The organism is Solobacterium moorei, assembly GCF_036323475.1.
Classification (GTDB): Bacteria; Bacillota_I; Bacilli_A; order Erysipelotrichales; family Erysipelotrichaceae; genus Bulleidia; species Bulleidia moorei.
The window spans coordinates 351,696-376,467 of sequence record NZ_AP028934.1 but is presented as its reverse complement, the minus strand read 5'-3'; the positions used below and the strand labels follow the sequence as shown (position 1 = coordinate 376,467).

Annotated in this window: 21 protein-coding genes; 4 read left to right on the top strand and 17 right to left on the bottom strand. The window is 38.4% G+C overall.

Annotated elements, in window-relative coordinates:
- Positions 1–20: 20 nt before the first annotated feature.
- The 9 genes from RGT18_RS01765 to RGT18_RS01725 form a co-directional block, all read right to left on the bottom strand.
- Entirely contained in the window at positions 21–1,487 is a 1,467-nt protein-coding gene (locus RGT18_RS01765) for a bifunctional metallophosphatase/5'-nucleotidase (protein WP_028078918.1), read from the bottom strand.
- Between the two features lie 298 nt (positions 1,488–1,785).
- On the bottom strand, positions 1,786–3,081 hold the full coding sequence (gene ltrA / locus RGT18_RS01760; protein WP_338174865.1) for a group II intron reverse transcriptase/maturase: 1,296 nt from the start codon (positions 3,079–3,081) through the stop codon (positions 1,786–1,788).
- A gap of 581 nt (positions 3,082–3,662) precedes the next feature.
- Positions 3,663–5,216, bottom strand: a complete 1,554-nt coding sequence (locus tag RGT18_RS01755) for an alpha-amylase family glycosyl hydrolase (protein ID WP_028078682.1) — start codon at positions 5,214–5,216, stop codon at positions 3,663–3,665.
- 3 nt (positions 5,217–5,219) lie between these two features.
- Entirely contained in the window at positions 5,220–5,987 is a 768-nt protein-coding gene (locus tag RGT18_RS01750) for an HAD family hydrolase (RefSeq protein ID WP_028078683.1), read from the bottom strand.
- Between the two features lie 81 nt (positions 5,988–6,068).
- On the bottom strand, positions 6,069–6,947 hold the full coding sequence (locus tag RGT18_RS01745; RefSeq protein WP_028078684.1) for a sugar ABC transporter permease: 879 nt from the start codon (positions 6,945–6,947) through the stop codon (positions 6,069–6,071).
- A complete protein-coding gene (locus RGT18_RS01740) occupies positions 6,947–8,305 on the bottom strand; it encodes a carbohydrate ABC transporter permease (protein ID WP_028078685.1) in 1,359 nt (452 codons plus the stop codon). Before RGT18_RS01740 ends, RGT18_RS01745 begins: the two co-directional genes overlap by 1 nt.
- Before the next feature lie 83 nt (positions 8,306–8,388).
- Positions 8,389–9,624 carry an extracellular solute-binding protein gene (locus RGT18_RS01735; RefSeq protein ID WP_028078686.1) on the bottom strand — a complete coding sequence of 412 codons (1,236 nt, stop codon included), beginning with the start codon at positions 9,622–9,624 and terminating at the stop codon, positions 8,389–8,391.
- A gap of 118 nt (positions 9,625–9,742) precedes the next feature.
- Positions 9,743–10,915, bottom strand: coding sequence for an ABC transporter ATP-binding protein (locus tag RGT18_RS01730; protein WP_028078687.1), 1,173 nt, complete (start codon positions 10,913–10,915; stop codon positions 9,743–9,745).
- Position 10,916: 1 nt separating this feature from the next.
- Positions 10,917–11,948: a LacI family DNA-binding transcriptional regulator gene (locus RGT18_RS01725; RefSeq protein ID WP_028078688.1), complete on the bottom strand. Its 1,032-nt coding sequence runs from the start codon at positions 11,946–11,948 to the stop codon at positions 10,917–10,919.
- A gap of 210 nt (positions 11,949–12,158) precedes the next feature.
- On the opposite strand from RGT18_RS01725, the gene RGT18_RS01720 reads away from it, so the two are divergent.
- Entirely contained in the window at positions 12,159–13,559 is a 1,401-nt protein-coding gene (locus RGT18_RS01720) for an ISNCY family transposase (RefSeq protein ID WP_338174834.1), read from the top strand.
- A 110-nt stretch (positions 13,560–13,669) separates the two neighbouring features.
- On the opposite strand, the gene RGT18_RS01715 is transcribed toward RGT18_RS01720, so the two are convergent.
- The 3 genes from RGT18_RS01715 to malQ are packed head-to-tail and all read right to left on the bottom strand — an operon-like array spanning position 13,670 to position 17,229.
- Positions 13,670–14,896 carry a cytochrome c biogenesis protein/redoxin gene (locus tag RGT18_RS01715; RefSeq protein WP_037404333.1) on the bottom strand — a complete coding sequence of 409 codons (1,227 nt, stop codon included), beginning with the start codon at positions 14,894–14,896 and terminating at the stop codon, positions 13,670–13,672.
- Positions 14,897–14,908: 12 nt separating this feature from the next.
- A complete protein-coding gene (locus RGT18_RS01710; RefSeq protein WP_081659569.1) occupies positions 14,909–15,751 on the bottom strand; it encodes an undecaprenyl-diphosphate phosphatase in 843 nt (280 codons plus the stop codon).
- Positions 15,752–15,765: 14 nt separating this feature from the next.
- On the bottom strand, positions 15,766–17,229 hold the full coding sequence (malQ, locus tag RGT18_RS01705) for a 4-alpha-glucanotransferase (RefSeq protein ID WP_156022852.1): 1,464 nt from the start codon (positions 17,227–17,229) through the stop codon (positions 15,766–15,768).
- A 141-nt stretch (positions 17,230–17,370) separates the two neighbouring features.
- Between malQ and RGT18_RS01700 the strand changes: the two genes are divergently transcribed.
- Positions 17,371–19,629, top strand: coding sequence for a glycogen/starch/alpha-glucan phosphorylase (locus RGT18_RS01700; RefSeq protein WP_028078725.1), 2,259 nt, complete (start codon positions 17,371–17,373; stop codon positions 19,627–19,629).
- A gap of 9 nt (positions 19,630–19,638) precedes the next feature.
- Positions 19,639–20,109 (top strand): peptidylprolyl isomerase, encoded by a 471-nt coding sequence (locus RGT18_RS01695; protein WP_028078724.1) that lies wholly within the window; start codon positions 19,639–19,641, stop codon positions 20,107–20,109.
- An 83-nt stretch (positions 20,110–20,192) separates the two neighbouring features.
- Here the strand turns inward: RGT18_RS01695 and RGT18_RS01690 are convergent, their stop codons facing one another.
- Complete coding sequence (locus RGT18_RS01690) at positions 20,193–20,483, bottom strand: HU family DNA-binding protein (protein ID WP_006526626.1); 291 nt, start codon at positions 20,481–20,483, stop codon at positions 20,193–20,195.
- Positions 20,484–20,645: 162 nt separating this feature from the next.
- Positions 20,646–20,984, bottom strand: a complete 339-nt coding sequence (locus RGT18_RS01685) for an FMN-binding protein (RefSeq protein ID WP_037404331.1) — start codon at positions 20,982–20,984, stop codon at positions 20,646–20,648.
- Positions 20,985–21,173: 189 nt separating this feature from the next.
- On the opposite strand from RGT18_RS01685, the gene RGT18_RS01680 reads away from it, so the two are divergent.
- Positions 21,174–22,475: an IS30 family transposase gene (locus RGT18_RS01680; RefSeq protein WP_338174639.1), complete on the top strand. Its 1,302-nt coding sequence runs from the start codon at positions 21,174–21,176 to the stop codon at positions 22,473–22,475.
- A gap of 238 nt (positions 22,476–22,713) precedes the next feature.
- Here RGT18_RS01680 and RGT18_RS01675 read toward each other — a convergent pair whose 3' ends face one another.
- From RGT18_RS01675 to RGT18_RS01665, 3 genes are all read right to left on the bottom strand, one after another.
- Positions 22,714–23,448, bottom strand: a complete 735-nt coding sequence (locus RGT18_RS01675; RefSeq protein ID WP_245580910.1) for a DNA/RNA non-specific endonuclease — start codon at positions 23,446–23,448, stop codon at positions 22,714–22,716.
- Between the two features lie 136 nt (positions 23,449–23,584).
- Positions 23,585–24,280 carry a 5'-methylthioadenosine/adenosylhomocysteine nucleosidase gene (locus tag RGT18_RS01670; protein ID WP_338174885.1) on the bottom strand — a complete coding sequence of 232 codons (696 nt, stop codon included), beginning with the start codon at positions 24,278–24,280 and terminating at the stop codon, positions 23,585–23,587.
- Entirely contained in the window at positions 24,280–24,759 is a 480-nt protein-coding gene (locus RGT18_RS01665) for an S-ribosylhomocysteine lyase (RefSeq protein WP_028077859.1), read from the bottom strand. Before RGT18_RS01665 ends, RGT18_RS01670 begins: the two co-directional genes overlap by 1 nt.
- Between the last annotated feature and the right edge of the window lie 13 nt (positions 24,760–24,772).

The window sequence follows — 24,772 nt, the reverse complement described above, 5'->3', positions numbered from 1 at the left end:
CTTTGAAATAACACCCTTTTTTAATCAACTACAAGATTTCTCCCCTTAACAACTGACTTAAGTTTGGGATGGGTTGTTAAATATTCTTCAAGTATTGTAAAGCAAGAAGTCGCAATCACTCTCGGCTTCATATTTTTCTTTACTTCTGCAAACGACATGTTAAATGTATCTTCAAAGTTATTAAAGTGGAATTCCTGCAAGCAAATAGAATACCGTCTTGAATCATCATCTTTTACAACTTGTCTATCAAGTTCGAACTTTTCAAGCTTATGCTTTGACTTTGAATAGATCATTCTGATACCCTTCGAAAATTGGTAGTATTCGGTATGCCCTGCAAATGCTTCATCTCTTTGCATATAATGAATCATATGTCTGAGTTGTTTCCCTGTCACTTTAACCATATATACAGAATCATCATATGGGAAACACTCTACTAAATCTCCATATGTTACAATTGGACCTAACACTTCCGAGCGAATCGATCCTGATCCAATCATTGCGATATCAACTCCTAACGTCTCTTTAAAGATATCTGCAAATAGGTTTCCAATTTCCGTTTCTTCATTACGATTTGGATGTGTTAATTCACGAGAAAAACGTGTAAGTACTCTTTCATACTTTTGATCTGTAATACTCTTATACTTTTGAATAATATGCTCAATTTGATAATCTGGCACACATGTTTCATTGTTGATTGGAATTAACTTCCACGTATAAGAATCTAGGCAATTTTGATCCGTATCAATATTCAAATCAAAACGACCAACATAATCTGTACCCATATATGCTTGTACAATTGGAATATGATTTACGACAATCGGTTTTTTCATGAGCGTGTGGGAGTGTCCGCCAATAATCAGATCAATACCCCATTCTGGCCTGATGAGTTCTGCGAGGGCCTTATCATCTTCGATACCAATATGTGTAAGTAATACAGTTAAATCGATATCGATGGCATTATAGGCATCACAGATTTTACCAATTTCTTTAGCAGCATCTGCCGTATCAATAAAGGATCCTACTTCATCTGATTTAGCAGCTTGCATCACCGTTTCAGTAATAATGCCAATGAACAATATCTTCATCCCATCAATCTCAAATACTTGATGCGGGTGGAATAAACGCACACCATTTGATTTGATGTATAGATTTGCATTAATAATTGGGAAAAGTGCGCATTTTTCAATAAAAAGCAGATGGGCAATTCCATAGTCTATTTCATGGTTTCCAATTGTAGCGATATCAGGTGCTAGAGCATTCATAATGTTAATTGTAGAGATTCCCTTATATTCCGTATCAATTACAGACCCTCTAAACATATCTCCCGCAACAGCATATAGAACACTCTGTTCCTCTTGCCGTACTTTACTGACATAGCCAGATAAAAGGCTGACTCCACCGACAAGTTTCTCGTCTATCTTCTCAACCATGAAGTCTCCATGCATATCATTTGAATGTAATAATGTCAGTTTCTTTATGTTTTTCATTATGATTCACCACCTTACCTATTCTGTATGAAGAACTGAGAAACATTTCCTAAAATATATTAATTCTATCTATTGATGTATATGGTAGTACTTTTCAAATGAATTGTATGTTGTTGATATTGTGTTTTACTATAATCAAATATTTTAAATTTTTAACATTTATATTTTAACATGCTTTTACTTTTTGATATATCAATAGAGTAGAGTGAGAATATCTTATCCAGATATTCCTCGACCCTCTCATTGCACCGTACATACGGGTCTCGTATACGGCGCTACATTTGTATTGTTTCTACCTTTACTTAGATTGATAATATTCTAGTGGATTGATTAATCCCGGTCTGTCTTTGCTTTTCATCGATAGTACCTTTGGACTCAATAAGAATTTTATTGTGTTTCCATTTGCCTGTCGATATAGACCTAGTCTAGTATTGGCTGTACTGTAGATTCTTTCATCAGAGATATTGACCTTGAGTATCCGATTTAGACTTTGTAGGTTGGTATAGATACGTTTTGGTTTCTTCCATTGTTTTAGAATTATCACACGTATCTTGTGTCGCAACCATTCTCCAAATTCTTTTAAGAAGGTCTTCATCGAGCCAATCCTGAAGTAGTTTATCCATCCTCTCACGATTTGGTTTACTTGGGTGAATACAGTCGATAAAGGAAGTGCACTTGCCTTTTTACGGCATAGCACTTCTTTTATTTTCTTACATAGTTTTTGTTTCCTATCGTATGTAGGCATACTTTTCCATCCATCTTTGTTTTTCCAGAACGTGAAGCCAAGAAACGAACTATTGCTAGGTCTTACTACTTTTGTTTTTGTCATGTTGACCTTTAGAAATAGTTTTCTTTCTAGCCAACTTGATACAGACTTCATGACTCTGTTGGCTGACATCTCACTCTTCACGAGGATATTACAGTCATCTGCGTATCTTACGAATCTTAGCCCTCTGCTTTCCAGTTCCTTATCAAACCTATCTAGGTAGATATTGGATAATATTGGACTGAGCGGACCTCCTTGTGGAACTCCTTCTTCATTTCTGTGGATGATTCCATCTTCCATGATTCCAGCCCTCAAAAAGGACCTTACGAGATGTAGCGTTACATCATCTTTTACTTTCTCTCTAAGTATGGATATCAACTTATCATGATTCACTGTGTCAAAGTACTTTTCAATATCTAGGTCTATTACCCATTCACACCCTTCGTTTAGGTAGAAGAGTACTTCCTCCATCGCTTGGTGGGCACTTCTGTTTGGTCTGAATCCGTAACTATGCTCACTAAAGCACTCGTCATAGAGTTCACTAAACACTTGTGCCACTGCTTGTTGGATTACTCTATCCACTACAACGGGTATCCCCAATGGTCTTTTCTTTCCATTTGGTTTTGGGATATAGACTCTTTTTACTGCCCGAGGTCTGTATTTCTTTTCCCATATCGAAGTTTTGATTTCTTCTATATGTTTACTGAAGTATTCGTCAATTTCTTCCACAGACATCTTGTCAATGCCCGATGCACCTTTATTACTCTTGACTCTTTTCATCGCCTCTTGTAAGTTCTTTTGACTTAGAATCTTGTCCATTAATTCCATGGCTGCTCCTCCTTCTATTGCACAAATAATGAAATTCTCTTCTTGCCTTTTCACCATCCATAGTTACGTTCTATGGTTCTAGGTGATATCTCAATTCCAGAGTATTCATTTTCTTACATATAGTGATTTGCACTATACAAACATTAACCCCTTCAGTACTGGTGTATACCTACTATGGGCTCAGCTGACTTCTTGTGATAGACCTTTTCCGACCGATGGTACTATAGTTGTTTGAAAACGTCTAGGATTCATCGTCCACAAGACCTCACAGGGTAAGTCACATACCTTTCTCTCTTCTTTCACAAGTTCCTGATTTACTGTTTTGGTTTTACGTTTACCTTTTGGGCTTCGATTTGTAGAGCAATCTCACCCTCCATTTAGCCTTATATCAGATTTCTGTTCGTAACCTCGAAAGAATCGCTACACCACTTCCTTCACCCAAAGCCTCACGGCTTACGGCTTGTGGTTCGCTACGCTTGGCGGTAACTACCTACGACTGGACTTTCACCAGTTAGGTTTGCGACATGCCCGTCACACTCTAAAAATCCCTCATTCATTTTTGAATAAGGGACAAATATTAACTACTTTATTTGAAATACTGCAAATGCGCTTGAACCAATTGTAAGATTTATATCTTCTAGAGATACTTTTCCAATCGTGTAGATTGGCTGATAACCCTGGAACTCATCTAAAGAGATGGTCTCTTCTAAACCACTAGGGTTGATTGCTAGTATCAACTTTCCACGTTTGTATACAAACGGCATCTTCTCCTGTTCTGCATAAATCACATTGAAGTCTGCATCAGCCTGTAAGTCTGCATGCATGTGACGTAATGCCACAAGTGACTTTGTTGTAGAGTAGAGTGAATTTTCATCATTCGTTTGATCTGCTACGTTTGGTGCATCTTCAGATGAATCCACTGCTAGATAGAGTTTTTGTGCTTCTGCAGTTGAAAAACCCTTATTTGCACTATTATCCCACTGCATCGGTGTGCGTGAGCCTGTACGATGGAATCCACCCTCTTTAGAGCGGATATCCTTCATGTAACGCATACCAATTTCATCGCCATAGTAGATAAATGGTACACCTGGCATTGTTAAGATAAATGCATACGCAATCTTTAACTCTTCTGGAGTTAATGTATTTGTCGGTCGTGGTGTGTCATGGTTGCATGTAAACATAGAGATGTAACCATTCTTTTTTGTTGCTTTGTATTTAGGCATATAGTCATTTAAGAAACGACAGATATCGCCTTTTCCACTCTTTAGGAAGAAACTATTATCTTCTCCATCTGTTTCATAATCACGTAATAAGGTGTTATACCCATTGTGCCAATGATCTAAGTAGAAATCCATGTGGAAACTACCACCATTGATTGCCTGTTCTGGATTGGACCATTCACTGACTAGTGCTGCCTCTGGATACTCTTGGTCTAGCATATTACGAACATCTCGCCAAATTTTCGCAGTTGCCGATTTCTTATCATCGTCATTTTTTACAAGTGAATCTGCCATATCTACACGGAAACCATCTGCACCATGATCTAACCAGAAGCGCATAATATCTTTCATTGCTTCTTTGGTGGCGATAGCTTCTGGACTATCCACCGCAGACATCCAGCTCTCTGTACGCTCTAACCAGCCATAGTTGAGTGCTGGTTGAGACGCAAAGAAGTTTAACATATATGCCCCATTACGATCAGACATACCTGCCATATATGGGTGGTCTTTTACACCTACAAAGGCACCATTTGTCCATACATAACGACTGGAGTATTCGTTTTCCTCAGGTTCTTTACTTGCTTTAAACCAAGCATGTTCATCAGACGTATGACCAGGTACTAAATCTAGTAATACTTTGATGCCACGCTTATGTGCTTCATCAAATAAACGATACGCGTCTTCATTTGTGCCATAACGAGCTGCGACCTTCTTGTAATCCCTAACGTCATAGCCCGCATCCATAAATGGAGAGTCATACATCGGATTAATCCATAACGCATTACAACCAAGCTCCTTGATGTAATCTAACTTCTGGATAATACCTTCTAAATCACCGATACCATCGCCATTCGTATCATAGAATGACTGTGGATAGATCTCATAAAATACTGCATCTTTTAACCATGTTGGCATAACTTATTCTCCTAAAATTTCTAAAATATCCCCTGAAGTAACGATTCGGTACTGGAAGTCTGGATATTCTTGTTGTAATGTTTCTAATTCTTTTTGAATTTCTTTTTCTTTGCGATGTGCTGTGTTTAATAATATACCAGATACACCACAAGCTGCTGCAACCTGCATATCACTACCTACTTCATTACCAATCATGAGGCAATCACGAACATTCAGGTGATGGTCATCCAATACTTTTTGCATAAATGCTTTCTCTGGCTTACGAATACCGTAGTCAGCAGAGATATACATATGATCAAAGTACGGAAGCAAGCCACAGATACCCATCTCTGCTAAGGCAAAGGAACGCTGTGCATTGGATAGCAAAATAATTTGATGACCTTGTTTCTTTAATGCTTGTAGTGTCTTGATAGTATTGGGATATGGTTTACAACGTATTCTTGTCAAACGTCTAAACTCTGTTTCAATAAAGAGTAACCACGTTTCTTTGTCTTGGATTGATAATACTTCTGTATGCAGTGGTGCTTCATCATATAGACGTTTGAATACATTTTTGAATTGAATATCAATATATGTATCAGGATGTAGTGTTTCTACACGTTTCCACTCTTCTTCATTAAATTTTAAGTACGCTTGTTTAAACTGTTCTGGTGTATAGATAGCTCCATAACATGCATACATGTCTGATAGTGCTTTCCATATCTTATGATTATGTAATTCTGTATGAACATCAATAAGGGTTCCATACAAGTCAAAGATATATGTTTTCATGTGGGTCCTCCTGATTCATATCTATCATACTACGATTTTAGAAAGTAAACGGTAGGACCAAAAGGTTCTACCGTTTTTTTGTTATCCTTTAACAGCGCCAGACATTCCTTCAACATAGAATTTCTGCATGTATACGAATAAGATTGCGATTGGAAGAGAGATGATAACCGCACCAGCTGCGAAGCTTGTGTACCATTGGTTAATATATTCCTTCTGCAACATATTCCATAGACCAATTGCAACTGTAAATTGATCTGAGTTAGCACGAACAATAACTTTCGCAAAGATAAAGTCTACCCATGGAGCGATGAACGAAGTCATTACTGTATAGATAATGATTGGCTTGGATAATGGCATTGTAATTCTTGTGAATACTTGCCACTGTGTAGCACCATCCATAATCGCCGCTTCATCGACAGAACGCGGAATTGTATCAAAGTAACCCTTAGCAATTTGGAAGCCTAAACCAGTACCAGCAGAATAAACAATAATTAATGCTAGACGTACTGCAGAGCCTTCTGTTAAACCAAGTGCCTTTAAGATATAGTATTCAGCAATCATAGCCATGAATCCCGGGAATAAGCCAAGAATCATTGCTAAGTTCATATATGGCTTACGTAGCTTGAAACGCATACGAGATAAGCTATAAGAAACAGATAATACGAAGAATGTAGAAATAATACATGTGAATACCGCAATGATCAGTGTATTTCCAAACATACGTGGGAAGTTCAAAACATTACGATCCGTAAATAACTTAATGTAGTTTGCAAGTGTATATCCCTTAGGGAAGAATGTACTTACATAAGATCCCTGTTCAGCTCTAAAGCTGGTTAGGATGATCCAGAAAATTGGTAATACCCATACCGCCGCTAACATCGCTAGGAATACATGAACGAAGAAGTTACCAACACGGCTGGATACGCTCTTTTTATTACGTTTTACTGTATTCGTACTCATTACATGAACGCCTCCTCATTCTGATAAGACTTCGATCTACGATATGTGATCAATGTAACTGTTGTTAAGATGATGAATGTCAAGATACCGATAACTGCACCCAAGTTGTAGTACTGTTGATCGATTGTTAACTTGTACAACCATGTTACGAGCAAGTCTGTCTGACCTGCAGTATCTCCAACGTATGTTGGTCCACCACCTGATAAGAGATAGATAACGTTAAAGTTATTGATATTGCCAACAAATGATGTAATCAAGTATGGTGTTGTAACAAATAACATGTACGGAAGTGTAATCTTGAAGAAGATCTTCACTGGCCCTGCACCATCCATACGAGCTGCTTCATAGAGCTCGCCTGGAATGTTCTGTAGGATACCTGTTACCTGTAGCATTGTATATGGAATACCAATCCATAAGTTGATTATGATAATTGTGATTCTAGCCCACATCGCATCTGTTAAGAATGGTAGTGGCGCACTGATTAATCCATTGTTCTGTAATAACACGTTGATTGCACCTGATGGTTGTAACATGATATTCATAATCATCAAGGAAATAAACTGTGGTACAGCAATGGATAATACAAAGCAGAAACGCCAGAATCCCTTTGCCTTTGTTTCCTTACGATTGATAATCATTGCAAGGATCATACCTGTAATGTAGTTTAAGAATGTTGCAACAAGAGCCCATACAACTGTCCAAGCAAGTACATGCCAGAACTGTCTACCCATGTTACCGCTGAAGTTTAATACACGCTTAAACTGTGTTAAGCCATTCCAATCAAACAACTGTAAGTGTTCATCTTCTTTGGAATAGGATGTAAATGCCATACTGATCATGTAAACCAGTGGCACGATGTTAAATACTAAGATACCTACACAAGGTAATGACATCAATGTGATATGTAAGTTTCCATCTAATAGAGACTTCAAATCTTCCTTGAAGGAATTAATGTGTTCATTGTTTGCTTTCTTTAATTGTAGTTTGTATGCATGTTTGATCTGTAATACCCATAAGAGGATAAAACCTGCGATGACAAATAATGCAACAACACCAAATAAGAGGATAAGCTGTGAGTTATCTCCGGCAGTATATTCAAAGATTTGTTTTGCTTCATTCCACACTTTGCCTTGTGCTTCATCACCCAGTGACGGTAGCAATGATAAAGCATGGATACCAGAAGTAGCCATGTATAAGAAGAACGCTACTTCCAGAAGGAATATGAGGCAACCTTTGATTTTCTGCCCTTTCAAAAATACACCAAGTCCCATAAATGGGATGGATAGCTTCGTTTGTAAATCACCGGATGTTATCGCTTTTAACACGGTGACTTTGTCCTGAATCTTTTTATTTTCCATACGATTACCTCAATTCTATAAACGAAGAAGAATGCGGTTAAAATAAGTATCTCAACCACATTCTTTTAATCAGTAATGCAATATTATTGAACGGAAGCAGTGTTCATTGCCTTGTTCATGCTCTCTGTCTTTTCAGCAGCATTTTCGTGTGTTACTGTACCGGCAATGATTTCCTTACCCATTGATTCTGCTGGTGTCCAATATTGACCCATGCCTGACTGTAGTGGCTGTACGATTGAAGCAAAGTCCATTGTATCCATCTGTGCCTTAGCCAATGCATCAGAAACATTCAATGATGTGTCTGTAGGAATGATATTACGTAAGTCGTAGTGAGCTTGTTGAGCCTTTGCGCTACCTAAGAATGAAGCTAATGCAACTGCAACTTCTGGATTCTTACTTGTTGGGTTAACACCAATAGCCTTAGAACCTGCGAATGCCTTTAACTGTAATTCCTTGCCATTTAATGTGTACTTAGGAGGAGCAATGATGCCAACATTCTCTTCACCTAAAGCATCAACAACTGCCTTGTAATCCCAAGCGCCTGAGAATAATGCATTGATTGTACCATCAGCTAATGTGCTTGGTGTTAAACCAGACGCATCCTTGAAGTTAGGGTTTTGAACTAAGTCAACTAAGTAATTTGTAACTGCTGTACCCTTATCACCACCGAAGTCGATACCAGCCTTAGCATCTGTTCCATTAGCACCGAATAATGTGCATCCGTTAGCTGCGTAGAACGCTGCGATATACCAAGAGTTAGAAAGTGGGAAACCGACCTTACCCTTTGTAAGCATTGTATCTAAGTTCTTTGCATCATCTTCTGTGAAGACGCGCTTGTCATAATACATGAACCATGTGTTTGCTGTAAATGGAACACCATATACAGAGTTTTCATAAGTTACTGTATCAACAGTAATATCGCTGTTGTTCTTCTTAATTGCTTCAACTGCAGATCCACCTAATTCGGCGATTGCGTTAGCTTTTAATAAATCAGGAATCTGGTCGTTTGCGAACATGTAAACGTCAGCTGCTGCTGATGGATCAGCTGCTACTAATGTCTTCGCATCACCTTCAGGACATACACCTGTGTTGAATGTTAACTTCCATTCTGGGTGAGCTTCCTGGAAAGCATCTAATTGCTTCTTGAGCCAGTTGCCCTGTTCGTCTGATTGGTCTTCAGATGGTGTCCACACTGTAAGTGTTACTTCCTTTGAATCTGAAGCTGTTGTGTTTGATTCTTTCTTGCCGCCGCATCCTGCTAATGCAGAGATACCCATTAAAGCAGCCAAACCAAGTGATACTAACTTTGTACTTTTCATGTTTTCCTCCGAAAAAGTCTATGATTTCGTAAACGTTACTGGAAACGTTTACAACTCTATAGTCTTATTTTATGCAAAGCGCTTTCAAATTTCAATATCTTTTTATGAAATTTTGAAATTAATACTCTAAATTCTGATGAGATTCTCTACCAAAGATGTGCATTACATTACCACCAAATATAAAGTCGATCTTATCGCCGATCTTGAATGTTCTACCATTTAAATCCAATGTTGGAACGATGATAATGCTATCCTTACCACACGCATTTACGTGTAAATGAATTGCAGAACCCATCATTTCACTTACGTCAACGATACCTTCGATTGTCTGTCCACTATCTCCACCAAGTGAGATGTGTTCTGGACGTACACCAACTGTAATTGGCTGTGGTTGTACATTCTTTTTAGCCAAGAGTGCTTGTTTCTCTTCAGAAACCTCCATCACCGCATCATCTAACTTCACACAGTATTTACCGGCTTCATTCTTTAAGAGTTCACCGCTATAGAAGTTCATCTGTGGCATACCGATAAAGCCAGCTACGAACTCATTAATTGGATGATCAAATAATTGCTGTGGTGTTCCTACCTGCTGGATAACACCATCCTTCATGATGACGATACGGTCGCCAAGTGTCATCGCTTCTGTCTGGTCGTGTGTTACATAGACAAATGTTGCCTTAATCTTCTGTCTTAACTTGATGATTTCAGCACGCATCTGGTTTCTTAACTTCGCATCCAAGTTAGAGAGTGGCTCATCCATCAACAGTAGTCTTGGATTACGTACAATTGCACGTCCAATCGCAACACGCTGTCTTTGTCCACCGGATAAAGCCTTAGGCTTACGGTCTAGATATGGCGTTAAGTCCAAAATTTCAGCCGCTTCTTCAACCTTAACCTTGATTTCATCAGCTGGAACTTTGTGCATCTTGAGTGGGAATTCAAGATTTTGACGAACACTCATATGTGGATATAACGCATAGTTCTGAAAAACCATCGCAATATCACGATCTTTAGGAGATACGTTGTTCATTAACTTACCATCAATGAATAATTCTCCACGAGTAATATCTTCTAATCCCGCAATCATACGTAATGTTGTGGACTTACCACAACCAGAAGGACCTACTAATACAATGAATTCCCCATCGGCAATCTCTAGGTTGAAATCATCAACCGCAACAACACCTTCATCTGTAATCTTAAGGTTTGTTTTCTTTACTTCGCCCTTCTTTTTTACCTCACCACTGTTTGGGTAAATTTTTTGGACATGCTTTAGACTTACTGTTGACATCTTACTTTTCCTCCACTGGTTTTTTAATACGAATACTTTCTCCCGCTAATACATGGAATGGAATAATTTCATGTATGACAGGTTTATTGTAATTTAATCTTAATAACAAGTCATCTACACTGCGTTTGGCAAGTTGTGAAGCATCTTGCTCAACAGTTGCTAGACGTGGTGTTACATACCTTGCAAAGTCAATGCCATCATTACCGATGATGGATATATCTTGTGGAACCTTTAACTTACGGTCATTGATTGCACGTAGTGCGCCAATTGCCACAACGTCACTGACCGCATAGATTGCGGTAACTTCTGGATAACGGTCTAATAATTTCATCGTACCGTTATATCCATCTTCAAGTGAGAACTTTCCTGGCACAAACTGCTTACGTTTATTAAACGGTATCTTGTTTTCTTTAAACGCTGCGATTGCGCTTTCAACACGTTTTGAACCAATCAATCCCGCTTCTGATACAGCCGAACCACATACAATTCCGATCTTTCTGTGTCCAGAGCGAATCAAGTATTCCGCTGCTGCGCATGCCGCTTCTCTATCATCTGTCGTAAAGCTAGAAAGATTACTAAAGTTCATCCCTGCTGCACTCTCTGAACAGAGCACGCATGGTACTTTGATGCTCGCAAATGACTCACGGAAATATTTCTGATTGCCACCCAAGAAGATTAAACCCTTTGGTTTCTTCTCACTACAGATGCGAATTGCTACTTCCACTTCATTTTCAAGTTCATCCAAGTATACGACCGAGACATCTTCACCGCTTTCCTGCAGATAACTTTGCATCTTTTCGACTATGATGCTGAAGAATGCATTGTGCAATCCCTTAATCAAAATCGTAATTGCGGATGTCGCAGATTGTTTTAAAAGTTTCGCATTTGAGTTTGGTTCAAACTTTTCGTCCTTAATTACCTTTTCAATTTTTCTCTTTGCTACCACACTAACATCAGGATGGTTATTGATAACTCTGGAAACTGTTCCAATGCTATACCCTGAAATACGTGCAATATCTTTAATTGTCGTCATTTAAAACCCCTTTTACTCGTAACCGTTTACGGAAACGTTTACAGGATACATCAAAATAATATGTTAGCGTTTACAAAGTGTCAAGAGAAAAAACCTTCTTTCGAAGGTTTGTCTGAATCGAAGTTGATATTGTCTTAATGAACCGAAAGGGAAAATGCCCCATTTATAGAAAGGAATTGTTATGATTCATTCCATTAGATTGGATTGAATATGAAAAAGATTATATTAACCCCTATGGAAGAAAACAAATACAACATTATTAAAGAACTGGTTGATCATTCTGGCAATAAACGCCGTGCGGCATTAAAACTAAATTGTTCTATTCGTACTATCAACCGCCTGATTACACGTTATAAGTCTGAAGGCAAATCCTCATTTTCACATGGTAATCGTGGACGATTACCATCAAACACATTCTCACTGGAAACGAAAAACAAAATCATTGAACTCTATCTTAACGAGTATCTTGATGCCAACATCACTCATTTCAGTGAAATCGTCCAGATGGACCTCGGCATCTCCATCAGTGACACCACTATTAGAAACTGGTTATCAGAACACGATGTCTTGTCCCCAAAGGCCCATCGAAAAACCAAGAAACAATTAAAGGAACGTTTGACAAAACGATTAGACCAAACAACATCTACAAAGGCCAGAAACGCAATCAATGAACAAATCGAATCAATTGAAGATGATACGCCTCATTCACGAAGATCTAGATCCAAATATATGGGAGAGATGATTCAAATGGACGCTTCAAGCTACGAATGGATTCCTGGCGAGATATGGCATCTACACCTAGCTGTAGATGATGCGACCGGTACTGCTGTTGGAGCCTACTTTGATATACAAGAGACCCTATGTGGCTATTACAACGTTTTCCATCAGATACTAGTCGACTATGGCATACCCGCTCTATTCTATACGGATAAACGAACCGTATTTGAATACAGAAAGAAAACCAAGGCCTTCGACGACGAGGATACCTTCACACAGTTCTCCTACGCCTGCCATAACCTTGGTGTCGAAATCAAAACAACGAGCATCGCACAAGCCAAAGGACGCATCGAACGTCTCAACCAGACTTTCCAATCACGTTTGCCAGTTGAACTTAGACGTGCTCGTATTACTTGTATGGCGGACGCGAATAAGTTCCTAAAATCCTACCTAAAGGAATTCAATGCAAGGTTCGCCCTACACTTGAATAGTACCAATTCTGTATTTGAAGTACAACCAGATATAGAAACAATCAATCAAACATTGGCAATCATTTCATCGAGAATAGTCGATCAAGGCAACTGTATCAAGTTCAAAAACAAGTATTGGATGGCCTATGACAAGGAACACAATAGAATTCCACTAAGACCTAAGATGGAGGTATTGGTTATTGAATCATTTGATCAAAAGATCTTTGTCAATGCGATGGATACACTATACATCTTAGAAGAAGTACAAGTGTTTGAAGAAAATTCGGGTGAGTTCGATAATATCATTGAAACTCCTGAGAAAAAGAAAGTATATATTCCGCCGATATCTCACCCTTGGAGGAAGTATTCATATCAATTATTTACAAAAAAGCAGAACTATTATAGCTCCGCTAATGTTCGTTAATTTTTAAGACATTTTCATTTTTGGTTGACAGAGAAAAAACCTTCTTTCGAAGGTTTGAAGGTTTTCAACTGATCAATTTTGTTCGTTTATACAAATATTGATACTTTCTACTATTCTTGTGCTGTCTTGATATAATTACGCATTTGTTCTTCAGACACATAGCCTGGTACATATCCTAAGAAATCTCCTGATGGTCGAACGATATACGTTGTTGGATAACCTGAAATATGATATGTATCTGTAGCTTCTAATGTTGTATCGTACAGAATTGTAAAGTTATATCCTCTCTTCTTCATGTATTCTTCAACATACTGAATACTACCTTCACCATTCAGACCTGGTGCCGCAATCATCAACACTTGAACATCATCCTTCATCTCATCATTAATCTTCTGTAATCCTTCAAATTCTTCATTACAGTAATGGCACCATGTACCAAAGAAATTCATGACAATTGTCTTTCCTTTGTAGTCACTCAGATTATGAACATTACCTTCACCATCTACGAGCGCAAAGTTATATTTTTCGATAGATGTCTTTGCAGATGAATCATCCTTGTTAGAAGTATCTTCCTTACTAGCTGTATCCTTTTTCGAATCATCTACTGTTGTTTCTGCTGGAGTTGTAGAAGAACGATTCTGTAGTGCCTTCATTGTTGTAAAGCCTTGGAATAACATAAAGCATCCCATTGCTAATACAAGAATTCCACTAAGTACACCTGTATACTTCACAATACTCTTGTGACGATTGATGATATTCAATACTTCCTCCGTGAAGAATCCAATGAGTAGGAAGATGACGATGAATCCAAGTGCATAAGACGCAATATACAGCCAACCAAGTCCATTTGTAGCAGTGGATGCTAGTACAATTGCTTGGGCCAATAATGGGCCTACACATGGAGACCATGCAAAACTAAACACAAAGCCCAACGCAAACGCCTTTAAGAAAGTCATTCCACCTTCTACACGCATTGTTTTTTGGTGTGTCTGATTCAAGAAAGGAATATTGATAATGTGCAGATTCGCTAGACCTAGGATAACTAGTAATACACCACCAGCAATCTGTAACTGCAATGTGTACTGCTTGAATACCGTTGCAAGTGCACTAGATCCAAGTCCTGCAATCACGAACACCGTCAAGATTCCTAAGACAAAGCCTGTTGTTAGAATGAGTGTCTTCATTCGATCATAATGTACTTGCCCATTTTCGTCTGTCATCATGGAACCCTTTGTCAGGTACCCAATGTATAACGGAACGAGTGGAAGAATACATGGTGAGAAGAATGATAATAATCCTTCTAAAAATAGACCGCCAAGAGTAACAATTTCTTTCATAATACCGCCGTTCTAAGCTATTAAGCGTGTAATGCAGAGAATCAGGACGATAATTCCGAGAATAATACGATATATGCCAAACACCTTAAAGTCATTCTTGCGAATGTAATTCATTAAGGTACGAATCGCAATAATAGAAACGATAAACGAAACCACTGTACCAATGAGTAAAATCATGAGTGACCAAAAGTCAAACGAGAAGTCGGCTTTGAGTATCTTTAAAAGACTTGCGCCAAACATTGCTGGAATTGCCATAAAGAATGAGAACTCCGCAGCTGTGGAACGATTAAATCCTAATAAAGTTGCGCCAAAGATTGTGCTTCCAGAACGGCTTGTGCCAGGAATCAAAGCCAAGATTTGGAACATACCAACACCAAAGGCCTTCTTAGCTGTGATTTGACTGACATGTTCAATCGTATACTTCTTTTTTCGATTCTCCATCCAGATAAACAAGATGCCGTAGAGAATCAAAGTAATACTGATTACATATGGTGCACTCATCACATTGTCGATCCAATCATTCAGTAACATTCCTGCCACTAGTGGAACGGATGCCACAACAACCATTAACCATGTGTGATAGATATTCTTTTTCTTAGGCTCTGATACGTTTTTGCCTAGTGGGCATAAACGCTTCCAGTACAATAACAGTACAGACAAAATACTGCCGAACTGAATCACAACCTTATAAACATCCCAGAAGGCTTTATTTTTTACAGGATCCGCAAAGACATTCAAAGGCATAAATGTCTGCAATAAAATCAAATGACCTGTCGAACTGATCGGTAGAAACTCTGTTACACCTTGTACAATTCCAAAAATCACAGATTTAATAATATTTAAAATAATATCCATTTTTGTTAACCTTCTTAGTCGTGATTGATACGATTTGCTCGTAGTAAGTCTGACTTAATTTGTTTGATACGTTTCGCAAATGCACGTAAATCTTTCATCCGCCACATCCAGTTTGGTGCACCTACGCTTCCAGGCATGTTTAAGCGTGCTTGGCTACCAGCGTGGATCCAGTCTGATATCGGAATAATTACCATGTCCGCATTACTGTCCAACGAATAGTCAATCACATCATCGACAAAGCTATGCTTGCGATATCCGTGCTTCCATAGGTACTGACGCATCTTTCTTCTTAGAGAAGCTGGCTGATGGCAGTACCAAGAATATGTCGTATCGTTGTCATGGGTTCCAGTATATACCAATAGATGTGTTTTATCTTCTTCCATGCCCTCAGGGTCAAATGTAAATTGAACAATACGCATACCTCTAAACTTGTAGTGATCTCTTAATTCCAATACTTCTAGACGTAAGTCTCCTAAATCCTCCGCAACGATAGTGAGGTTTGGATATTGCCTGAATAATGTATCGAACAATTCATATCCAGGTGCCTCAATCCATTCACCTTCAATTGCGGTTGGACAAGCTGCCGGAATCTTCCAGTAGGTATCAAAGGCACGGAAGTGATCAACTCTAACAACGTCGAACATCTCTCCCATGTATGATAAACGCTCAATCCAGAATGTGAATTTATCTTTCTTCATAAACTTCCAGTCGTAGATAGGATTACCCCATCTCTGTCCTGTCGCTGAGAAGTAATCTGGTGGAACACCAGCAATGAACGTCGGTCTACCATCTTGATCTAATAAGAAGTTTTCTCGATGTGCCCAAACATCCGCAGAATCTAATCCTACATAGAATGGAATATCACCCATCATCTGAATACCTAAACTATTTGCATACTTTTTTAATGCATGCCATTGTTGGTACAGCACAAACTGTAAGAACATCTGATATGCAATTTCATCTTCATACTTTGATAAATCTAATTTCTGATTGATTGGATAATCTTTCTGTTCCTGTCCCCATTCATTCCAAGGTCTTAAATTGTTCGCAACTTTAAAAGTCTTAAAGATTGCATACTCTTTTACCCAAGGCTTCTTGATAAAGGATTCGTACGCCTCATCCTTTTCAAACTTCTGATAGGCTAGACGCAAGTACTTATCATAGTATACACGAACTGCTTCATACTGAATCTCATCATCGTTACGGTGATAAGAAGGCACTTTCTCTAATAAACCCTGTTGTGCCAAAACATCTAATGATATATACAGCTCATCAACCGCATAAGATGAATAAGGCTGATAAGGTGAATTTCCATATCCCAAAGGGTTTAATGGCAACAGCTGCCAGATACCCAAACCCGACTGGTGCATCATCTTTACAAAATCATATGCTTCTTTTCCAAAAGTACCACAACCGTGGCGGCCAGGCAGAGATGCGACTGGCATTAAAATTCCTGCTTTTCTCATATTACTATTCATTTAACTCCGCTTTCAGTTTAAATATTAACCCATGGTATAATATTTTTCCATGTCAAGTGAATGGAATTCACTTTTTTCTCATTTTTTCTCATTTATGATATAGTTGTCTATGGTTTTAAAGATTTTGAAAAGGAGATACTCATGACATTAGAGAAACAACTTGAGTCCAGCTTAAAAAAGCAGATTAAAAACGCCACTGACAGAGAACTTTATGATGCAATTGTCGCTATCGTAAAGGAAGAACAAGATCAGGTTAAGAAGATTACAGGTGAAAAGAAGTTGTACTACATCAGCGCAGAATTCCTCATCGGTAAGCAATTAGGCAAGAACTTAATCAACTTAGATCTATACGATGAATTAGCAAAATTATTATCTAAGAATGGTAAGTCCATTCGCACAGTAGAAAGTTTTGAAAAAGAACCTTCTCTTGGTAATGGTGGTCTAGGTCGTCTGGCTGCCTGCTTCTTAGATTCCATCGCTACTTTAAACTTACAGGGTGATGGTGTTGGTCTAAATTATCACCTTGGCTTATTCCGTCAGGAATTCAAGGATAGAAAACAACACGAAATTCCAGATGAATGGCTAAATGGTTCTACAGTATTACGTGATACAAATGTATCCTTCCCAGTTGAACTTGCTGGTAAGACATACTACTCACACATGTATGACCTAGATATCATCGGATATAAGACAAACAAGAATACATTGCACTTATTCGACTTAGATACTGTTGATGAATCTATCGTTCACGACGGCACAAAGTTTGATAAGAAGAATATCGATAAAAACTTAACACTATTCCTCTACCCAGATGATAGTGATAAGGATGGTCAATTATTACGCATTTACCAACAGTACTTCATGGTAAGTAACGCTGCACAGTTAATCATCAAGGAAGAAAAGGAAAAGGGTCACAACCTCAATGATTTAGATAAGTATGTATCTATCCAAATCAACGATACTCACCCTTCTATGGTAATTCCTGAATTAATTCGTTTATTGATTAATGAAGGCATCACATTCCGTAGAGCAGCAGATATTGTCGCTAATACATGTGCATACACAAACCACACAATTCTTGCGGAAGCGTTGGAAAAGTGGCCTTTAGATTATCTACAGGAAGTTGTACCACAGCTTGTTCCAATTATCGGTGGCTTAGACTATGCCGCAAATATTGCTTTCAAGGGTGATAAGGAATTAACAATCATCGATGATAATCACCGTGTACACATGGCAAGAATGGACATGCATTTCAGCAGTTCCATCAATGGTGTAGCAGCGCTTCATACAGAAATTCTAAAACACCAAGAATTAAAGCCATTCTATAACATTTACCACTCTAAGTTTAACAACAAGACAAATGGTATCACATTCCGTAGATGGATCATGCATTGCAATCCAGAACTTGCAAATTATATCGATACATTAATCGGTGATGCATGGCGTAAGGATGCTAGTAAGTTAGAAGACTTATTAAAGTATATCAACGATACAGCAGTACTACAGAAGTTAGATGATATCAAGTACACAAACAAGGTTCGCCTTGCGGATATGATCAAGAAGGAAGAAGGTATTGAAATCAATCCAAGTTCCATCTTTGATATCCAGGTAAAACGTCTACATGAGTACAAGCGTCAACAGATGAACGCATTGTGGGCAATCTATAAGTACCTACAGATCAAGGCAGGTCAAAAGCCAGCACGCCCTATTACCGTAATATTTGGCGCAAAAGCAGCACCTGCATACATCATGGCAAAAAATATCATTCATTTGATTATTTGCTTACAAGACTTAATTAAGAACGACCCAGAAGTAAGTCCATACCTCAAGGTTGTTATGTTACAAAACTACAATGTAACAAAGGCTGAAACAGTTATTCCTGCATGTGATATCTCTGAACAAATTTCTTTAGCTTCTAAGGAAGCTTCTGGTACTGGTAACATGAAGTTCATGTTAAATGGTGCTATCACATTAGGTACGAATGATGGTGCTAACGTTGAAATTGGCGAACTCGTTGGTAAGGATAACATCTATACATTCGGACGTTCATCCGATGAAGTAATCAAGCTCTATGAAACAAGTGGTTACCACGCAGCAGATTACTACAACAACAGTAGACTCATTCATGCATGTGTAGACTTTATCACAAGCCCAGAACTTGTTAAGTTAGGCAACAAACAGATGTTATCTGACTTACGCGATAACTTAATTAATAAAGACTGGTTCATGACATTACTTGACCTTGAAGAATACTGCAGAGTGAAGGATCGTGTATTAGCTGACTACGAAGATCGTCTAGCATGGAAGAAGAAGTCGTTAGTAAATATTGCTAAGAGTGGATTCTTCTCAAGTGACCGTACAATCTTAGACTACAACCGTGATATCTGGCGCTTAAAATAGGAGGCTTACATGATCGTAATCGAAATGAATGACGGCAAAGTCATCAAGTTAGAACTTGATGAAACAGCTGCTCCAAAGACAGTTGCAAACTTCAACAAACTTGTTAGTGAAGGCTTCTACGATGGATTATCATTCCACCGTATCATCCCTGGATTCATGATCCAAGGTGGTGATCCTATCGGAAATGGAACAGGTGGTTCCAAGGAAAACATCGTTGGTGAGTTTGCGTCTAATGGATTTAATAATCCTATCAAGCATGTACGTGGTGTTATTTCCATGGCTCGCGCAATGGATCCTAACTCCGCAAGTTCACAGTTCTTTATCATGCATGCAGACGCTCCACATCTAGATGGAAACTACGCTGCATTCGGACATGTTGTAGAAGGTTTGGAAGTAGTTGATGAGATTGCAAATACTCCAACTGACTTCCGTGATAAGCCAACAACTCCAGTTATCATCAAGCGTGTATACATCGCTTAATCATTAAAACCTGTGTCATGCAATACACAGGTTTTTCTTATGCCTTCATGCATAAAAAAAGAGCGGATATTCCGCTCATAAAATTACTTAACCAAGTCCTTTAAAGTCTTACTAGCTTTAAACTTTGGAGCCTTAGTAGCCTTAATCTTGATCTTTTCGCCTGTAGCTGGATTTAAACCAGTGCGAGCCTTCTTCTTAACTACTGTGAACTTACCAAAGCCATTTAATGAAACTTCGCCACCCTTCTTGATTGTTGTAGCGATTTCATCAAATACGTAATTAACTGCTTCTCCAGCAGCCTTCTTTGTTAAACCGTATTTTTCTGCTAAATCATCTGCTAATGTTTTCTTTGTAACGACTTTTACTGTTGCCATACTTATGGCCTCCTTTTATTTTGATAATTTTATTTTAATTGATTTTTGTGTATTTTCAACTAGTGAATCTTAAAAAAGTGCTTATCTACGCATGTTTTTCGTATTTTTGATGCAGATTTGTTTATTTTTACAAAAAAAGAAGGCAAATTGCCCTCTTTTTGCTTACTTAGCTGCCTTCTTTAAAGCGTCCTTAGTTGCTGTAATGATTGCGTTAGAAGTAATTGTAGCACCTGAAACAGTGTCTACATCAGCCTTATTCTGCTTAACGATAGCTGCTGGAACTTCTTCTAAAGCACCATCAGCGATACCAGCTGTTTCCTTGTGGTCCTTAACTTCTACCTTTCCAATCTTTGAATCTGAAACTGTAACTGCAACTGTAACGTCACCATTACGTCCTTCAGCTGTTGCTTCATATGTACCAGCTTTGTAAATAGCCTTTGATCCGCAACCTGCTAATGTAAGGATAGTAGCTGCCGCTAAAATGCTCTTAACTAATTTCATGTTCATTTTCTCCTTTAGTCACATGTATTATACATAATTCTGAATATTTTTGGTATCGATTTGTTATTTTTACATCCTCAATTATTTTTAAAAGTTCCTCTTTGCACTATTTTCTTAGTGAAAGTTCCCTTTTATGATAATGGCACAAGGGATATGTGCCAGGAAAGTGGAGAAAAGGAGGAATATTTTATGACTAGCACATACAAACAGCTTTCTTTTGACGAACGACTCATTATTCAAAATCTGTTGTCTGATCCTAACATCACGCTCAAGATGATTGCCCTTACTCTTAACAGGAGTCCCAAGGCCATTCGCTATGAGATAACACACCATCTTAGAATTGTCGTCCGTGCCAATACTCATAATAAGTGTGGTAGACAAAATCAATGTAATCGCACAAGGTTATGTACTCACTGTCTACAAGGTCGTTGTAAGTTCTGTAAACATGATAACTGCAATGATCTATGTTCCGATTTCATCTCTTCACCAATATGCAAACATACATCTCGTTTCCCCTATGTCTGCAACAATTGCCCAGATGCCAAAACCTGCAAGTTGCCAAAGGTATTCTATATGGCCGATGTTGCCCAAAAACAGAGGGATGACAATGTCAGTAGTTGGAAGGAAGGACCAAAGAAATCAGAAGCACAAATGAAGATGATTGTCGATGCCTTTGAGAAAGGCGTCAAACAGAACCTTTCACCAGACATCATCATACACAACAATCAGTTGGACATATCAGTATCTACCGCATATCGTTATATTCATTTTCGTCATATGGGCGCCATCATCAATGTAGACCTCAAGCGTCAGGTCAAATATAAAACACGCTCTTCCAGCAAACATGTCGTGATACCAATCAACTATGATTGGCTTGAAGGCAGAAGATATGAAGACTATCTCGAACGTATCGAGAATGAAGATGTTTCCATCAATATATGGCAAATGGATACAATACTCGGCAAGCAAGGCGATGAAGAGAAATGTGTCCTTTCACTCCTGCATACAAGATCGAATCTACAGTTATATTTTCTGTTAAAGGAAAAAAGCATGTTGGCTGTCCAGCGTGCATTCGAAATCATCAAGGATGTACTGGGACCTGAACTATTTTCTATGACCTTTCCAATCATTCTTACTGACAATGGCTCTGAGTTCCACGATCCTCTAAGTCTAGAGACCGATGCATATACAGGAGAAAAACTAATATCCATCTACTACTGCAAGGCCGGAAGAAGTGATCAGAAAGGTAAATGTGAGAAGAACCATGAACACTTTAGAGAATGTGTTCCAAAGGGAAAGAGTATGAATGCATTGACCCAGAAGGACATCAACTATGTGTCTGACATGGTAAACAATTATCCTCGTAGATCCTTAAACTACAATTCACCTATCGATATCGCCGCTCTATCACTAAACAAAAAGGTGTTAAGTCTTAACAAGTTGACTCACCTCAACATCAAACAAGTTAAGCTTACACCTATCATCCACTAGCCGATTTGGCACATATCCCTAACCTACAAAAAGGAACTTTCGATGAGAAAAAATTTAAACCATCATTGAAAGCCGAGCTTTCGTATGCCCAAATCGCCTGTCTATACATATTCAATATCACAAAATATCTTATAAGTACACTATTACAGTAAAATGTTTCTTCTCTTTAGCCCTAAAAATGGGGAACTTTCGTTGAAAAGGAACTTTCGTTGAAAATTGAGCGTTATTTTTACATAAATTAGTCTTGAATAACTAACTGATTGTCACCGGTATGATAATCAATCATGATATTTGGCTGTACGTTATAACAGAATACATTGAAACAAATTCCTTCTCCACTGTCTTCTATTGAACGTGCTTCCAGCAGTACCCCTGTTGCTAGTAGATTATCGTTCTCAAAGATTGGTGTACAGCGATACAGTACATGGTTTCCTGTTCTTAAGATATACCACGCTGTCTTGTCCTCAAACGGCTGCATCCCCACCACGTTCATATAACGAGTCCCAGTAATCAGATTCTGCACATTTGCGTTTTCTCCACTTAATTCATACGCAATCAAATGACAGCGATTATACAAATATTTTCCATCAATAAAATCATACTTGACCAAATGCCACCCAGTCGGTTTCACCATTGAGATGGAACCACGTTTTTCTGTTGGCATCATATTAATGCCTATCATCGCCATCGCTGGGCCACAGCGACCAAGATAATCTAATTCACTATACGATTCATATTCATCACTCTTTAATTCCTCTTCCGTAAAGAATGGAATATTATGATTGACCTCAACGTATGGTGATGATGTATATGCAGGAATATCCGACAGCGAAAAAGACGCATCACGATTCACCGGAATTGCAGAAAAGAATGCTTCCCATATCATCACCGCTGATAGCACTAATAAAAGCAGTGATGACAAAACACGCTTACGATACAAACAAAAAGATTTATGGTACATCATCTTTGTCATGCATATCATAAGATATGCAAACACAAAAAGAAATAATCCCACTAGTATATATTTTAAAAATGTTTGTTGGTTATACATACTTGTATTATACACATAACTTCCTATCACTCTTTAAAAAAAGCGGGAATTGCCCCACTTATAAACTCTGCAATACTTGAAAGACTAGATTTGCACAATGTTCTGCTGCCTGTGCTTCAAAGTCCTCATAAGATACTGTACTTTCTTCATCTGCCTTGTCAGAAATTGCACGTACAATTACAAATGGAACCGCAAAGTCCGTCGCCACATGCGCGATTGCGCAGCCCTCCATCTCACAGCACTTCGCACCGAAGTTTTGAACAATCCAATCTTTCTTTTCTTTTTGTCCTACAAAGATATCCCCACTGGCAACACGTCCTTCAAAAACTTGAATTTCAGGAGCGACCTTTTGAATGCTTTCCACAACCAATTTACGTAGAGTTTCATCTGCTGTAAAGGATATTGTCTTTCTACCAGGCACCATCCCTGCAGGATAGCCGAACGGTTCAATTCTAAAGTCATGATATATCGCATCCGTAGACACAACGATATCTCCAATATTAATTTGATTATCCAAAGATCCCGCAATACCCGTATTTAAAATATGGGTTATATCATACTTTACACACATGGTTGTAGCACAAATTGCGGCATTCACCTTTCCAATACCACATCTTGCGACAACAACTTCCGTATCACCAATTTTCCCCAAACAATATGTATTGTCTCCAACTTGTTCAATCTTGTCGATTGTCATGCGCTCTTTGATCGATGTTACTTCTACATCCATCGCACCAATAATTCCTACTCTCATCATTCTGCGTACACGAGGTGTGACTCGTCAATCTCCTTTACTGTATTTTCTAAGTAACGATTCGCAAGATATTTTGCCATCGGTAGATTCTGATCTAAATAATTACCACAATCCCGTGCTTCTGCACCAGGGATATCTCCCTCAAAGTCACGCACAAATTCAAAGAGTCCTTTCACTAACGGAACAATATCCCTGGAGGTTAAATCCCCTTCACAAAGTAAATAGAAACCTGTACGGCAACCCATAGGGCCAAAATAAACAATACGATCTTTCCACATAAGATGATTGCGTAAATATGTAGCGCCAAGATGTTCAATCGTATGCATTTCTGCGGTATTCATTACCGGTTCTTTATTTGGTGTTGTCATTCTTAAATCAAAAGTCGTAATTATCACATCATTGAAATGATCTTGACGGGATACATATATTCCTGGTTCTAAGACTAGATGATTCACTGTAAAGCTTGCGATTTTCTCCATAATAGACCTCTTC

Bases quoted from the DNA above. Each gene is read 5' to 3' on its own strand.
- RGT18_RS01690 (WP_006526626.1), bottom strand. From the start codon at position 20,483: ATGGCAACAGTAAAAGTCGTTACAAAGAAAACATTAGCAGATGATTTA.
- RGT18_RS01715 (WP_037404333.1), bottom strand. From the start codon at position 14,896: ATGAAAGAAATTGTTACTCTTGGCGGTCTATTTTTAGAAGGATTATTA.
- RGT18_RS01725 (WP_028078688.1), bottom strand. From the start codon at position 11,948: ATGACGACAATTAAAGATATTGCACGTATTTCAGGGTATAGCATTGGA.
- RGT18_RS01710 (WP_081659569.1), bottom strand. From the start codon at position 15,751: ATGGATATTATTTTAAATATTATTAAATCTGTGATTTTTGGAATTGTA.
- RGT18_RS01735 (WP_028078686.1), bottom strand. From the start codon at position 9,624: ATGAAAAGTACAAAGTTAGTATCACTTGGTTTGGCTGCTTTAATGGGT.
- RGT18_RS01740 (WP_028078685.1), bottom strand. From the start codon at position 8,305: ATGGAAAATAAAAAGATTCAGGACAAAGTCACCGTGTTAAAAGCGATA.
- RGT18_RS01730 (WP_028078687.1), bottom strand. From the start codon at position 10,915: ATGTCAACAGTAAGTCTAAAGCATGTCCAAAAAATTTACCCAAACAGT.
- RGT18_RS01700 (WP_028078725.1), top strand. From the start codon at position 17,371: ATGACATTAGAGAAACAACTTGAGTCCAGCTTAAAAAAGCAGATTAAA.
- RGT18_RS01765 (WP_028078918.1), bottom strand. From the start codon at position 1,487: ATGAAAAACATAAAGAAACTGACATTATTACATTCAAATGATATGCAT.
- RGT18_RS01680 (WP_338174639.1), top strand. From the start codon at position 21,174: ATGACTAGCACATACAAACAGCTTTCTTTTGACGAACGACTCATTATT.
- RGT18_RS01695 (WP_028078724.1), top strand. From the start codon at position 19,639: ATGATCGTAATCGAAATGAATGACGGCAAAGTCATCAAGTTAGAACTT.
- RGT18_RS01720 (WP_338174834.1), top strand. From the start codon at position 12,159: ATGAAAAAGATTATATTAACCCCTATGGAAGAAAACAAATACAACATT.
- ltrA (WP_338174865.1), bottom strand. From the start codon at position 3,081: ATGGAATTAATGGACAAGATTCTAAGTCAAAAGAACTTACAAGAGGCG.
- RGT18_RS01665 (WP_028077859.1), bottom strand. From the start codon at position 24,759: ATGGAGAAAATCGCAAGCTTTACAGTGAATCATCTAGTCTTAGAACCA.
- malQ (WP_156022852.1), bottom strand. From the start codon at position 17,229: ATGAATAGTAATATGAGAAAAGCAGGAATTTTAATGCCAGTCGCATCT.
- RGT18_RS01675 (WP_245580910.1), bottom strand. From the start codon at position 23,448: ATGACAAAGATGATGTACCATAAATCTTTTTGTTTGTATCGTAAGCGT.
- RGT18_RS01755 (WP_028078682.1), bottom strand. From the start codon at position 5,216: ATGCCAACATGGTTAAAAGATGCAGTATTTTATGAGATCTATCCACAG.
- RGT18_RS01745 (WP_028078684.1), bottom strand. From the start codon at position 6,947: ATGAGTACGAATACAGTAAAACGTAATAAAAAGAGCGTATCCAGCCGT.
- RGT18_RS01670 (WP_338174885.1), bottom strand. From the start codon at position 24,280: ATGAGAGTAGGAATTATTGGTGCGATGGATGTAGAAGTAACATCGATC.
- RGT18_RS01685 (WP_037404331.1), bottom strand. From the start codon at position 20,984: ATGAAATTAGTTAAGAGCATTTTAGCGGCAGCTACTATCCTTACATTA.
- RGT18_RS01750 (WP_028078683.1), bottom strand. From the start codon at position 5,987: ATGAAAACATATATCTTTGACTTGTATGGAACCCTTATTGATGTTCAT.